Annotated in this window: 14 protein-coding genes; 6 read left to right on the top strand and 8 right to left on the bottom strand. The window is 73.2% G+C overall.

What is annotated here, in order from left to right; genetic code table 11:
- Window positions 1–43 precede the first annotated feature (43 nt).
- From M5362_RS08570 to M5362_RS08560, 3 genes are all read right to left on the bottom strand, one after another.
- Entirely contained in the window at window positions 44–940 is an 897-nt protein-coding gene (locus M5362_RS08570) for a trans-aconitate 2-methyltransferase (RefSeq protein WP_260226773.1), read from the bottom strand.
- A 62-nt stretch (window positions 941–1,002) separates the two neighbouring features.
- Complete coding sequence (locus M5362_RS08565) at window positions 1,003–1,935, bottom strand: AraC family transcriptional regulator (protein ID WP_260226771.1); 933 nt, start codon at window positions 1,933–1,935, stop codon at window positions 1,003–1,005.
- A gap of 62 nt (window positions 1,936–1,997) precedes the next feature.
- Window positions 1,998–3,032: a YafY family protein gene (locus M5362_RS08560; protein WP_260226770.1), complete on the bottom strand. Its 1,035-nt coding sequence runs from the start codon at window positions 3,030–3,032 to the stop codon at window positions 1,998–2,000.
- A 136-nt stretch (window positions 3,033–3,168) separates the two neighbouring features.
- Between M5362_RS08560 and M5362_RS08555 the strand changes: the two genes are divergently transcribed.
- Entirely contained in the window at window positions 3,169–3,564 is a 396-nt protein-coding gene (locus tag M5362_RS08555; RefSeq protein ID WP_260226769.1) for a RidA family protein, read from the top strand.
- Window positions 3,565–3,748: 184 nt separating this feature from the next.
- The gene (locus M5362_RS08550) at window positions 3,749–4,582 is read left to right on the top strand and encodes an NmrA family transcriptional regulator (RefSeq protein ID WP_260226768.1); all 834 of its coding nucleotides are present in this window, start codon (window positions 3,749–3,751) and stop codon (window positions 4,580–4,582) included.
- Here the strand turns inward: M5362_RS08550 and M5362_RS08545 are convergent.
- Entirely contained in the window at window positions 4,539–5,531 is a 993-nt protein-coding gene (locus tag M5362_RS08545) for a YafY family protein (RefSeq protein WP_260226767.1), read from the bottom strand. The genes M5362_RS08550 and M5362_RS08545 overlap by 44 nt on opposite strands.
- A 110-nt stretch (window positions 5,532–5,641) precedes the next feature.
- Here M5362_RS08545 and M5362_RS08540 point away from each other — a divergent pair, with 110 nt between their 5' ends.
- Entirely contained in the window at window positions 5,642–6,100 is a 459-nt protein-coding gene (locus M5362_RS08540; RefSeq protein WP_260226766.1) for a hypothetical protein, read from the top strand.
- On the opposite strand, the gene M5362_RS08535 is transcribed toward M5362_RS08540, so the two are convergent.
- Complete coding sequence (locus M5362_RS08535; RefSeq protein ID WP_260227143.1) at window positions 6,087–6,830, bottom strand: class I SAM-dependent methyltransferase; 744 nt, start codon at window positions 6,828–6,830, stop codon at window positions 6,087–6,089. The two genes, M5362_RS08540 and M5362_RS08535, sit on opposite strands and share 14 nt — an antisense overlap.
- A 69-nt stretch (window positions 6,831–6,899) precedes the next feature.
- The gene (locus M5362_RS08530; protein WP_260226765.1) at window positions 6,900–7,205 is read right to left on the bottom strand and encodes a 4a-hydroxytetrahydrobiopterin dehydratase; all 306 of its coding nucleotides are present in this window, start codon (window positions 7,203–7,205) and stop codon (window positions 6,900–6,902) included.
- Window positions 7,206–7,296: 91 nt separating this feature from the next.
- Between M5362_RS08530 and M5362_RS08525 the strand changes: the two genes are divergently transcribed.
- On the top strand, window positions 7,297–8,106 hold the full coding sequence (locus M5362_RS08525) for a helix-turn-helix domain-containing protein (protein WP_260226764.1): 810 nt from the start codon (window positions 7,297–7,299) through the stop codon (window positions 8,104–8,106).
- Here the strand turns inward: M5362_RS08525 and M5362_RS08520 are convergent.
- Window positions 8,096–8,515, bottom strand: a complete 420-nt coding sequence (locus M5362_RS08520) for a hypothetical protein (protein WP_260226763.1) — start codon at window positions 8,513–8,515, stop codon at window positions 8,096–8,098. The two genes, M5362_RS08525 and M5362_RS08520, sit on opposite strands and share 11 nt — an antisense overlap.
- A gap of 400 nt (window positions 8,516–8,915) precedes the next feature.
- On the opposite strand from M5362_RS08520, the gene M5362_RS08515 reads away from it, so the two are divergent.
- The gene (locus tag M5362_RS08515) at window positions 8,916–9,590 is read left to right on the top strand and encodes a beta-glucanase (protein WP_260226762.1); all 675 of its coding nucleotides are present in this window, start codon (window positions 8,916–8,918) and stop codon (window positions 9,588–9,590) included.
- Window positions 9,591–9,701: 111 nt separating this feature from the next.
- A complete protein-coding gene (locus M5362_RS08510) occupies window positions 9,702–10,907 on the top strand; it encodes a low temperature requirement protein A (RefSeq protein ID WP_260226761.1) in 1,206 nt (401 codons plus the stop codon).
- Between the two features lie 116 nt (window positions 10,908–11,023).
- Here M5362_RS08510 and M5362_RS08505 read toward each other — a convergent pair whose 3' ends face one another.
- Window positions 11,024–12,829, bottom strand: a complete 1,806-nt coding sequence (locus M5362_RS08505; protein ID WP_260226760.1) for an alpha/beta hydrolase — start codon at window positions 12,827–12,829, stop codon at window positions 11,024–11,026.
- Between the last annotated feature and the right edge of the window lie 51 nt (window positions 12,830–12,880).

Here is a 12,880-nt window from a genome sequence, read left to right as displayed (position 1 = left end):
CAGGGGTCGCCGAACGCGGGGGTCGCCTGACGCGGGGTGCGGCTCAGCCCTTGCGGGCGGTGTGGACCGTGGAGGCGGAGAGCATGAAGAGGTCGGTGCGCCGGTGCACGGAGAGCGGGTCCGCCGGGTCGAGCAGCCGGTCGAAGCTCGCCCGGTCCTCGGCGTCGAGCCGCTCGGAGAGCGGTTCTCGCAGCCGCGTGAAGTGGGCGACGATCCCCTCCCGGACGACGGCCGGGACCGGCGCCGGGATGTCCGTGAGGAAGGTCCGGGTGCCGCTGGGGGTGAGGCCCGCGCCCGCGAGCAGCGCCCGCCAGTCGTCCGCCTCGTCCTTGCTGTCCGGGAGTTCGGCCCGCATTAGGGCGAACCAGTCGGCGTGCGCGGCCTCGATCCTGGTCTCCAGGCCGGGCCGGCCGAAGCCGATGTTCGCGGGCAGGTGGCGGGCGTAGAGCCCGCCCTCGACGAGAGCGATCAGACCGCCGGGCCGCAGCAGACCGGCGAAGGAGGCGAGGGCGGCACGCTGGTCGCCGATGTGATGCGTGGAGTTGCCGGCCCAGATCAGGTCGGCCTCGCCCAAGGAGTCGAAGTCCGCGGGGAGTTCGGCGCGCAGGATGGAGACGCGGCCGGCCAGACCGCGGGCCTCGGCGCGGGCGCGGGCCCGCTCCAGGAGCTCCGGGCTCCCGTCCACGGCGACGACCTCGGCGAACGGGAGCGCCTCGGCGAGCAGGGTGCTGATCACCCCGGGCCCGCTGCCGACGTCGAGGGCCCGGCGGACGCCGACGGCCGGGACGAGTTCTCCCAGCCAGGCGGCGGCCCGGGTGTAGAGGGGGCTGTGGATCTCGGCCTGGCGCTCCAGGAGCGGCGCCATCGCGGCCCAGTCGAGGTGGGTGGCGTGGTGCTGGTGACCGTGGTGCCCGTGGTCGTGATCGTGGTCGTGAGTCATGGTGCCAGCGTGCGGTCGGCACACGCGAAACGCGAGAATTCTTGCCGTTCCGGCAATAACTCTCACTCCCTCCGCCGATACTCCTGCGGGCTGACGCCCCGGACCCTCTTGAACGCGGCGCTCAGCGCGAAGGCGCTGCTGTAGCCGACCTGCCGGGCGACGGACTCGACCGTCGCGTCCGTCTCCCGCAGCAGGTCGGCGGCGCGCGCGAGCCGCCAGCCGGTGAGGTACGCCATGGGCGGCTCGCCGACGAGTTCGGCGAAGCGGCGGGCGAGCCCGGCCCGCGACACGCCCGCCTTGGCCGCCAGGGAGGCGACGGTCCAGGGGTGGGCCGGGTCGTTCTCGAGGAGGCGCAGGGCGCGGCCGACGACGGGATCGGCCATGGCGCGGTACCAGGCCGGGGCCTGGGCGCCCGGCCGGGAGAACCAGGCACGGACGGCGGCGATCAGGAGCAGGTCGAGGACGCGGTCGAGGACGACGCTCTGACCGGGTTCGTCGCGGGAGATCTCCTCGTCCAGGAACGGCATCAGGGGGCACCGCCACACGTCCGCGGGCAGGTGGAGCAGGGGCGGCAGCGCGTCGAGGAGGCGGTGACTGACCTCGCCGTCCAGCTGGTAGGTACCGACGAGGACGGTGCTTGAGCCGTCGAGCGCGTTGCCCCAGGTCCGTACGCCCAGGTGCATGGACTCCGCGAGCGGCTCCCCGCTCAGGGTGGTGCAGACGCCGCCGGGGCCGATGGTCGCCCGGGGCGGGGCGTCGGGGGCGTCGGCGACGGTGTACGGCTCCGGGCCGCGCGCGATGGCGATGTCGCCGGGCCGCAGCAGGACGGGCTCACCCCGGTCGGGGACGATCCAGGCCTCGCCGTCGGTGACGCACATGAGGCAGAGCGGGGCGCGGTCCTCGATCCGAACGGACCACGGCGGCTCCATGATCATCCGTAGCAGGAAGGCCCCTTTGGCCCGCGGTCCGTCGAGGAGTCCGGCGAGAGCGTCCATGGGCGGCAAGCCTAGATGCTGCCGGGCGGGCCGTTCGCGAGTCGACCGATGACCACGGTGACTCAGGAGGGAGGCTCCCGGGAGGACGGCTCTCGGGATGTACGTTCCCGAGGTGAAGGCTCCCGGGGTGATGCTCCGTAGGAGGTGGCGAGGGTGGCGGCGCGGGCCCGCAGCGAGTCGCGCAGCCACCGCGGGGCCAGGGCCTCCGCGTCCGTGGCGAGCTGCCACAGCGCCCATTCGGCGTGTCTGCGGTCCTGGAAACTCACCTCCAGCCGCAGCCGGCCGTCCGGGCCCGCTTCTTCGGAGTGGACGGCCAGCGCGGTGCCCACCAGCTCCTCCCGCCGCTCCGGGTTCATCCGTACCACCACCGTGACCTGGTCGCCCCCGGTCCGGAACCGCGTGCTGCGTTCCTGCCAGGCCCGCTCCAGGTCGACCCGGTCCGCTCGCTGTGCGGGTTCGGGGAGCTCCTCGGCGGCAACGACCCGGGACAGCCGGTAGGTGCGGTCCTCGCCGGACTTCGTGGCCAGCAGGTAGCCCTGGTCGCGTACGGTGACCAGCCCGACCGGGTCCACCGTGCGCCACTGGGGCGGCCGGCCGGCGGCCGCGTAGCGGATGCGCAGCTTGTGGCCGGCGAACACCGCGCGGCGGACCTCGGCCACGAGCGTGTCGGGCACCTCCTCGGCGGCGACGCGGCGCGAGAGGAGGTCGGTCTCCGGATCGATGAGCAGCCGCTCGGCCACGCCGGCCGCGGTGGCCCGTTGGCTTTCGGGCAGCGCGTCGACCACCTTGAGCATGGCGGATGCGAGCGCCGAGCCGAGGCCGAACACCTGGGCGCCTCGCCGTGATCCGGCGACCAGCAGGGCGAGCGCCTCGTCGTGGTTCAGTCCGGTGAGCTCGGTCTGGAAACCGGGCAACAACGCGAACCCGCCGTGCCGGCCGCGTTCGGCGTAGACCGGGACGCCGGCGGCGGACAGCGCCTCCATGTCGCGCAGCACGGTGCGGGTGGACACGTCCAGTTCGCGTGCCAGCGTGGCCGCGGACAGCCGACCGCGTCGGCGCAGCAGCAGGACCAGCGAGACCAGTCGATCGGCGCGCATGCGAAAACTCTAGCCACATACATGACATGCGGTGTCGTGATTCGTTGGCAGGCTTCCCACACAGCGTCGCAGCCGCGCGGTGACCGCGCCGGTGGACGTGCGTACTCCCTCTGAATCGAATGGAGCTGATGTGGCTGTGGAACGAACGGCTGTCAACCCGGTGACGTGGTCGGTGGAGTTGGGGTTCAACCAGGGTGAGGTCGTCTCCGGGCAGACACGGACCCTGTACATCTCGGGTCAGACGGCGATGAGCGACGAGGGCAAGCCCCAGCACGACGGCGACATGGCGGCCCAGTTGGCACTGAGCCTCGACAACCTGGAGGCCGTACTCGGCGAAGCCGGCATGTCCCTCGCGAACCTCGTCCGGCTCAACGTCTGCACCACCGACGTCGACCTGCTCTTCCAGCACTACGGAGTGCTGGCGGCGCGGCTGGGTGCCGCCGGGGTGGCGCCTGCCACCACCATGCTCGGGGTGACCCGGCTGGCGATCCCCAGCCTGATGGTCGAGCTCGAAGGAACCGCCGTCGCGTGACGCGGCCTCGCCGTCTCCGCCGCTCGTGCCGCTCGCACCGGCACGAGCGGCGGACAGGGGGCGCCGGTCAGGGGCGCCGGGAAAGGGGCGCCAGGCCGGTGGGCCTCCCGTGCCTGGACGGACGCGTATGGGAGTGAGTCTGTGGAACATGGGAAGCAAGCCCGGATCCCGCCAGTCTTGAGCCATGACGACGAACACGAACACCACGCAGACGGTTCTGGTGACGAGCGCGACCGGCAAGACGGGCCGTCGGGTGGCGGAGCTGCTCACGGCCCGCGGCACGACCGTGCGGGCGGGCTCGCGCTCCGGTACGACCCGCTTCGACTGGGAGGACGTGAGCACGTGGGCCCCGGCGCTGCGGGGCGCCGACGCCGCGTACGTGAACTACTACCCGGACCTCGCCGCGCCCGGCGCGGTCGAGGCCATGCGGACCTTCGGCGAGCTGGCCGCGGCGAACGGCGTGCGGCGGCTGACCCTGCTGTCCGGGCGCGGCGAGCCGGAGGCGGTGCGGGCCGAGGACGCGCTGCGCGTCTCGCTGCCCGAACTGACCGTCGTACGTGCCTCGTTCTTCGCTCAGAACTTCACCGAGGGCGCGATGGCGGAGGGCGTGGCGGAGGGGACGATCGCGTTCCCGGCGGGCGACACGGCGGAGCCGTTCATCGACGCCGGCGACCTGGCGGAGGTGATCGCCGAGACGCTGGCCCGGGACGGTCACGCGGGTCTGGTCCACGAGGTGACCGGCCCTCGGCTGCTGACCTTCGCGGAGGTGGCGGCGGAGGTCTCGCGGGCCTCGGGCCACGAGGTGGCGTACGTCCCGATGAGCGAAGGCGAGTACGCCTCGCTGCTCCAGCAGTTCGGGCTCCCGGCGCCGGACGCGCAGTGGCTCTCGGCGCTCTTCTCCATGCTGCTCGACGGCCACAACGCGTCGGTGACGGACGGAGTGAAGCGGGTCCTGGGCCGCGAGCCGCGCGACTTCACGGCCTTCGCGGCGGAGGCGTGGCGGACGACGGGGGCGTAGCTCCGTAGCGTGCCGCGAGGCGGGTGACGGTCTCGGTGATCCGGGCGCGGAGTTCGGCGGGTTGCAGGACCTCGACGTCCGCCCCGAGCGCGAGGAAGGTGTCGTGGGCGTGGGCGAGGGACTCGATGGGGAGGGTGGCCAGGGTCCAGCCGTCCGGCTCCGGGGAGCCGTTGACGGCGCAGGCCCGGGCCGCCTCGCCCGTGAGCCGCCTCGCACCGTCCGGGGGGAGCCGGACCACCGCTTCGCCCTGGTGGAGCCGGGCGTGGAAACCGGCTTGGGAGTCGCGCCAGTGGGCGACCAGGTCGAAGCCGTCCGGGATCTCGCACTCCTCCTCGGTGACGTCGAGTTCGAGGATCTGGTCGACCCGGTAGGTCCTCGGCCCGGGCCCCGCGACGAGGTACCAGCGGCCGGCCTTGAGGACGAGTCCGTACGGTTCGAGGCGCCGGTCGACGTCGGTGGGCTCCTTCCAGCGGCGGTAACGGACGGCGAGGACCCGGCCGGCCCGTACGGCCTCCGCGACCTGGGGCAGGAAGGGCGCGTCGGTGTCCTCCGCGTACCAGCCGGGCGCGTCGATGTGGAACCGGGCCCGCAGCCGGTCGACATGGTCGCGCAGCGGCGTCGGCAGGGAGGCGCGCAGCTTGAGCTGGGCGTCGACGAAGTGGCCCCCGAGCCCGAGTTCGGCCGCGGCGCCGGGGATTCCGGCGAGGAAGAGGGCCTCGGCCTCTCCCGTGTACAGGTCGGTCAGCCGGGAGCGGTGGCCGGTGAGCAGCTGGTAGCCGCCGGAGTGGCCCGCGTCGCCGTAGAGCGGGACCCCGGCCGCGTGCAGGGACTCGACGTCGCGGTAGATCGTGCGGACGGACACCTCCAGCTCGGCGGCGAGCTGGGCGGCGGTCATCCGGCCCCGGGTCTGGAGCAGCAGGAGGACGGAGATCAGACGGCTGGACTTCACTGACACAAGGTGTCAGTGAAGCGCTCCTACAGTCCAGCCATGACTTTCACGGAGAGCCTGAACGCCCACGTCCTCGACTCCCTCCCCGCCGGTCCGACGGGAGACCGCGCATGAGCGGCGCCGACGGCTTCGGCTTCCTCGACGGGCGCTGGCTGGTCCACAACCGTCGCCTCGCCGACTTCCTCGATCCCGCGAGCGGCTGGGAGGAGTTCGACGGGCACACCACGGGTCGTCTCTTCTGGGACGGCCGCGCACATGTCGACGAGATCGTCTTCCCGTCGAAGGGGTTCAGCGGTCTGACGCTGCGGCTGTACGAGCCGGAGACCGGCGAGTGGACCCTGAACTGGTCCAACAGCCGTACGGGTCGCCTCGATCCACCGGTCAGGGGGCGGTGGGCCGAGGACGGCACCGGGGAGTTCCACGGCGTGGACACCTATGCAGGCAAGGACGTGCGGGTGCGCTTCCGCTGGTCGGGTGTGTCGGCCTCCACCGCCCGCTGGGAGCAGGCGTTCGCGCTCGACGGCGGGGAGTGGGTGACGAACTGGGTGATGGAGTTCAGCCGCGTCTGACGGGCCGCCGGTAGGACACGAGCCGGTAGTCGGGGTCGTCACGGGGGCGGTCCTGGTCCGGCAGTGCGGCCAGTGCGGCCACGAGCGCGGCCGTCGTCGCGGGTGAGCCGTCGAACCACGAGGCGAAGTAGCCGCGGCGGAGCTTCTCGGCGGTGCCGCGCGGGGTGTTCCCCTGGCCGTGGCCGGTGAAGCGGGTGACGCCGGCCGCCTCCAGGCCGTGGACGGCCGCGTGCGCCGCGACCAGGTCGGCGCGGTCGGAGCTCGCCCGGTACGAGCGGTGGCCGGCGAGGATGGCGTCGATGTCGCTGCCGACGTCGTGGGCCGCGTCCTTGTCGACGGTCGCGATCAGGACGCCGCCCGGGCGCAGCACCCGCGCCGCCTCGGCGACGACGGCCTCCGTGAAGGGAACGAGGTGCAGCAGCCAGACGGCGCTGACCGCGTCGACGGAGGCGTCCGGGAGCGGCAGGCGCCGGGCGTCGGCGAGGACGATCCCGCCCGGGACGCGCCGCACGGCCTTGCGGGCCATGCCGGGCGCGGCGTCGGCACCGTAGACGCGCAGGCCCGGGCGGGTGAGCCGCTCGGTGACGAGCCCGGTGCCGCAGGCGAGGTCGAGCAGCGTACGGGCGCCGGGCGGCACCAGACGCAGCACGGCCTCGGCCGCGGCCCCGGCGCGCGGAACACCGCCGCGCGTCTCGTCGTAACGGTCCGCCTCGGCGTCGTAGTCGAGCAAGGTCTCCCCCATGGGGGAGAGCCTAGGTCGTGTCCGGTGGATCGGGGCAGGAGCGGCGTCGGACGGGGGTCAGCTCGCGCCGTGGCCGGAGGCGATGTCCTCGACGCGGGTGGCCAGTTCGAAGTCCTTGTCCGTGACCGCGGGGCCCGCGGAGTGGGTGTTCACGGACACCGCGACCGTGTTGTAGCCGAGCGTCAGGTCGGAGTGGTGGTCGAGTTCCTGCTGGATCTGCGCCACGTGGACGACCATCGCGGTGGCCGCGAAGTGGTCGCCGAGGCGGTACGTGCGGGTGATCCGGTCGTCCGTCAGGGACCAGCCGGGGAGCTCTCGCAGGCGGTCCTCGATCTCCTTCTGCGACAGCGGCTCTGTGGGCATGTCCGTACTCCCTCCGGTCGGGGTTGCTCACGGTGACGATACGGTCCCGGGGACTCGATGCCCGGGCCGACACCTGGGATAGCGTCGGGCCATGACAACAGTCCCGACCGACACGGGAGTAGGCCCGCTGCTCCGCGGCTGGCGCGAGGAGCGGCGGCTGAGCCAGTTGGCGCTTGCGCTGCGGGCCGATTCCTCCGCCCGGCACATCTCCTTCATCGAGACGGGCCGGTCCCGGCCGAGCGAGGAAATGATCCTCCGCCTCGCCGAGCACCTGGACGTGCCCGTACGGGAGCGGAACGCCCTGCTGCTGGCGGCCGGGTACGCCCCCCGGTACACGGAGTCGGCCCTCGACGAACCGCGGCTGGAGACGCTGCGGGAGGGCATCGAGCAGCTGCTGCGGGGGTACGACCCGTATCCGGCGCTCGTGGTCGACGGTTCGTACACGGTGGTGGCGGCGAACCAGGCCATCGGGGTCCTGCTCTCCGGCGTGGCCGAGCATCTGCTGACGCCTCCGCTGAACGCCATGCGGATCACGCTCCACCCGGAGGGCCTTGCGCCGCGGATCCGGAACCTGCGGGAGTGGCGGGGGCATCTGCTGGCCCAGATGGAGCGGCAGATCGCCCTCTCCCGCTCCGGCCCGCTGCGCAGGCTGTACGAGGAGGTGTCGGCGTACCCGCTGCCGGAGGGCGCCTCGGACGCCGACGACCGGGAGGACCCGGAACCGTACCCCTATTTCGCGCTGCCCCTGCGGATCGAGCACGACGGGCGGGTGCTGTCGTTCGTCTCCTCGATCTCGACGTTCAACACCCCGACGGATGTGACGGTCGCCGAGCTGGCCATCGAGACGCTGCTCCCGGCCGACCCGGCGACGGTCGCGTATCTGGGGTCGCTCAGGGGGTAGCGGCGGCGCGCAGGGCGGACCACTGGAGGCCGGCGAAGCCGGCGACGGTGGCGGCCTGCGCGGGGATCCACACCAGCCCGGCAGTGGTGGGCTCCAGCCAGGCGACGAGCGCGAGGACGCTCAGCACGGCCCAGAGGATGTTGATGTCGACGACGGCCTTGACGCCGCGGACGGGCGGCGCCGGGCGGCTCGCCACCCAGGCGACCGCGGCGGCGTACAGGGTGAGGAGCAGGCCGAGTTCGACGAGGAGCCCGGGGTCGACACCGAGCAGTTCGCCGAGCGGTCCGGAGGCGGCTAGGTAGGCGAGCCCGTTGGCCCCGGTGACGACGGCGTCGAGAGCGAGGAAGCGGCGCAGCATGGACTGCGGCCGTGTGGTGCGGGAAAGACCGGCGAGCAGGGCCTGCGACATGACGGATCACCCTCCAGGGGGACGTTCGGACCGGCGGTGGCACCGAAGCTCGGCCGGAGTGCGCCGGCCGAGTCCCGGTGAACACCACGATGCCGCCGGGCTCCACGGGGGTCGATTACGCGCGAGGTAATGGGGGCCGTCGAGGACTGGGCCGAGAGCCCGGGCGGAGGGCCGGCGTGCTCTGGCTGTACGACGTGACCGGCAACGGTTACGGGGCGGTGCCTTCCGAAGTCCAGGCGCGGCGCGGAACAGCGTGAGGGCCTCGCCGACCGCTCCCCCAGAACACCCCCTCCTACACATCGTGACGAGTTGTCGACATGGAGTGATGGACTCCGCATGACGGCGGCCCCCACGGGCAGAACGTCGGTGGCACGAAACCGTCCTCACCGGGGAGCCATCCATGCAAGCTTCGTCTCCGGCCTCCGAGCCGGTCTTCACCGCGGACTTCAGCTCAGCGGAGCAGTGGGTCGCCGGGCGCTCGTGGGCGTATCCCGACGGCGGTCCGGTCAACCCGGGGGACAACAAACTGGACCACCTGGTGGAGGACCCCGACTACAGCCGCTCCGGGGTCTTCCGGGCCACCCGCCGGCGTGACGGGCTGTGGGACGCCGGTCTGCTGACGACCGAGGGCAGCCCGGAGGGGTTCGAGGTGCGGGCCGGGGACGTGCTGGAGGCGCGCGTGCGGCTGCCCGAGGAGACCGGGGCCTGGCCCGCGATCTGGACCTGGCGCGACGGAGGGCAGGAGATCGACGTCTTCGAGTACCACCCCGACAACCCCGACCTGCTCGAACTGTCGAACCGCGTGCGCGGCGCCCACCGCTACCACCGCTCCCCCTCCGTGCGCCCCGGCGGCTGGATCAGGCTGCGCACCGAGTTCGGAGCCCGCTCGGTGGTGTGGTGGCTCGACGACGTGAAGGTCTTCTCCGACGGGCGCGGGGTCGACCACTCCTGGCACGCCTATCTGATCGTCAACCTCTCGGTCTGCGCGGGCCGTTACCATCCGGCGCCGGACGCGGAGGCCCGTGAGATGTCGTACGAGGTCCGCGACCTGCGGGTGTTCCGGCCGGGCGGGTGAGCGGGCACGGCCGCCGAGGCGCCTCCTGTGAACCGGCCATAACTCCCTTGCCCCGCATGGGTATTGTTCGCGCCGGGGCGGCGGGGGGCCGCCGGGACGGGGGGAGACGCCATGGCGTGGCACAGGGACCGGGCACGGATGGTGGCGGCCGGGGACGAACACCGGGTCACACCGGCGGAGCTCTTCTTCGACCTGGTGTTCGTGTACGCCATCACTCAGGTGACCGCCCTGATGGCGGCCGCCCCGTCGCCGATGCGCGTGGTCGGCGCCATGGTCGTGCTCGCGCTGCTGTGGTGGTGCTGGTGCTGCTTCGCGTGGCTGGGCAATGTCGTCCGGGCGGACTCCGGGGCGCTGTTCGCGGTGCTCGTCATCGTCATGGCGGTCGTCTTCATCGTCTCGCTGGTGGTTCCCGAGGTGTTCGCGGACGACCCCGGCGGGCTGTCGGCGCCCCTTCTCTTCGTGCTCTGCTACGGCGCCGTGCGCACGCTCCACCTGGTCTCGTACTGGCTCTCCGGCCCCGGCGACGCCGCCCTGCGGGCCACCCTGCGCCGCACCGCGCTGCTGTCCGTGGCGCCGCCGCTGGTGCTGCTGCTGATCGGCTCCGCGTACACCGGCAAGGTCCAACTCCTGCTGTGGCTGGGCGCGGTGGTCATCGACTACGGCGGGATCTACGTCACGGGAGCCTCCGGCTGGCGGGTCAACTCCCCCGGGCACTTCTCCGAGCGGCACGGGCTGATCGTCATCATCGCGCTCGGCGAGTCGATCGTGGCGATGGGCGTGGGGGTCTCCGGCTTCCCGATCACGGTCGCCGTCCTCGGCGCGGCGGCCGCCGGGCTGCTGCTCTCGGCCGCGCTCTGGGCCCTGTACTTCCGGCGGCTCGCGGAGGGTGCGGAACACCGGCTGGCCGCACTGGAGGGCGACGGGCGGACCCGCTTCGCCCGGGACGTGTACACCTTCCTGCACCTTCCGCTGGTCGCGGGCGTGGTGCTCTGCGCACTCGGGATGAAGAAGGTCCTGCAACAGGTCTCCGACACCGGCCACTACGGCCTCTCCGAGCCGCTGCACGGCGTCGTGGCCTGGTCGCTCACCGGCGGGGTCGGTGTCTTTCTGCTCGGCGGCGCCGCGATCGTGCTGCGCACCTCCGGCCGTCGGCCCACCGTCCTCGCCGTGGGCGGGGTGTGCGCGCTGGCGTCCGGCGGGCTCGTCGGTCTGGTTCCCGCCCTGGTGGCGCTGGTGGTTCTCGCCGCCGGTCTGACGGCGCTCGTCGCCGTGCACGGCAGGGGCGCCGCCGCGCCGGTCGCCCACGGAGCCGGCTGACGGCGGGCCGCGGGTGGCGGGCGCTGATGGGGGGGCGGGGGGCGGCGGGCGGCAGGCGCTGACGGGGAGCGGCGGGTCCGGTCCGTCCGTCCATCCGTCCCGCCCGTCCCCCCTGCTCAGTACGCGGCGGGGCGGTGCTGGATGTAGGCGCGCAGCCGGTCCGTGTCGCCGGCCGTCCAGCCCTCCGGCGGGGCCACCGCCGCCCAGCCGTCCACGGCCCCGGCCCCGTAGCGGTGGCCGTGCGGCGCCTGCACGCCGTACGAGACGGCCATGTCCACCGAGGTCTGCCAGAAGGCGACGAAGGGGAACCAGTCGATCTCGGAGGTGATGTCCGGGCCGAGCGGGTCCGCGAGCCACTCGGGCCGCTCGAACAGCAGGTCCGGCGACCACCAGACGACCGGGTCGGAGGCGTTCTGCAGATAGACCGCGCGCGGGTGCCGCCAGTCGGCCGGGGGTCGGACGAGGTCCTGCCGCGGGAACTGGGCGAAGCGCACCCGCGCGCCGCCCTCGTACTGCGGGCGCCACACCGGGCTGCCGGGGTCGCGGTCGCGGCGGATCTGCTTCGAGATCGGGGAGAAGTTCGGGGTACCGAGGAGCAGGGCCCCGTCGGTACGGGCGAGCAGGTCGTCGGGGCCGTCGAAGGACGCCTCGACGGCGTACGCGCCGAGGCTCTCGCCGGTGACGAGGAACGCGGGCCGCCGGCCGGCGGGGAGCGCGTCGATGCGGGCGCGGACGGCCCGGACGAGGGCCCGGGTGGCCTGGCCGGCCTTCTCCTTGTCGACGAGGAAGGAGACCCAGCTGGGCAGGTACGAGTACTGGACGGCGACGATCGCGGTGTCGCCGCCGTACATGAACTCCAGCGGCTCGGCCACGTTCGGGTTGACCCAGCCGGTGCCGGTGGTGCCGGCGACGACGAGGACCCGGCGGTCGAAGGCGCCGGTGCGTTCCAGCTCGCGGACGGCGAGCCCGGCCTGGGCGTCGAAGGGTCGTTCCTCCTCGAACGCGGCGGGCAGCGCGGAGGGTATGTAGACGCGGACCGGGTCGATCGCGGGGTCTCCGCTCACGGCGGTGATCCGGTCGCGAGTGGGGACGGAGCCGGTGAAGTTGCGGCCCTGGTAGCCGAGGTCCTGCCAGGGGATGAGGGAGCCCGGTCCGCCGGAGACGTACCGCGAGACGGGCCGGTGGATTCCTTCCTTCGTACCGTCGTTGGTCGCCTCGGCGATCCGGTCGGCGATGTCGACGACCCCCCGGTCGAACACCACGTCCCGGACGCCGACGAGGACGGCGAGGGTGGAGATCAGGGCGCCGACGGCGAAGGCGAGGGGCTTGGGCAGGAGCCGGCCGAGCAGGCGGATCAGCTTGGCGGAACCGAGCCGGACGGCGCGGGCCAGGAGGAGCAGCGCGAGCAGGAGCGCGATCGCCATGAGCGCGATCATCGGCGCGTGCCAGGTGAGGCCGGGCGGCAGCCCTTGCAGGACCCGGAGCTGACGCTGCATCCGGGCGCTCTCGGAGATCAGCCAGACCGAGAGGAGCGGGGCGATCGCCCAGTACGCCTGCCAGCACCGGGCCCGGACCCGCTCGCCGGGCAGGCGGCGCACGAGGGCACGGAACAGCCAGGCGGCGCAGGACCCGATCGCGTAGCCGATGGCGGCGGTGATGCCGCCGACGACGCCCTGGAGGTACCAGGGGCGCGGGACGAGGGAGGGGGTGAGGGAGGCCCAGAAGAAGAGCGTGGCGACGGCGAGCGCGGTGAGGTCGGGCCAGCGCCGGATCAGGTACGCGGGATCGGGGCGGTCCCAGTAGGGGTGCCGGGCGACGGAGAGAAGCCGCGCGCCGGGCGCCGTCGGACGCTCGGCGGGGCCGCCAGGGCCGGCGGGGCCGGCGGACCGATCGGGTGTGGTGTACCGGTCGGTCGAGGTCATCGGATCAGCCTCGACCACGGGTGCACCGTCGCGCAACTCGGTCCGCCGACA

It is taken from the genome of Streptomyces sp. Je 1-79 (assembly GCF_025195125.1).
In the GTDB taxonomy this organism is placed as follows: domain Bacteria; phylum Actinomycetota; class Actinomycetes; order Streptomycetales; family Streptomycetaceae; genus Streptomyces.
This window is presented reverse-complemented; position numbering and strand designations above follow the sequence as displayed.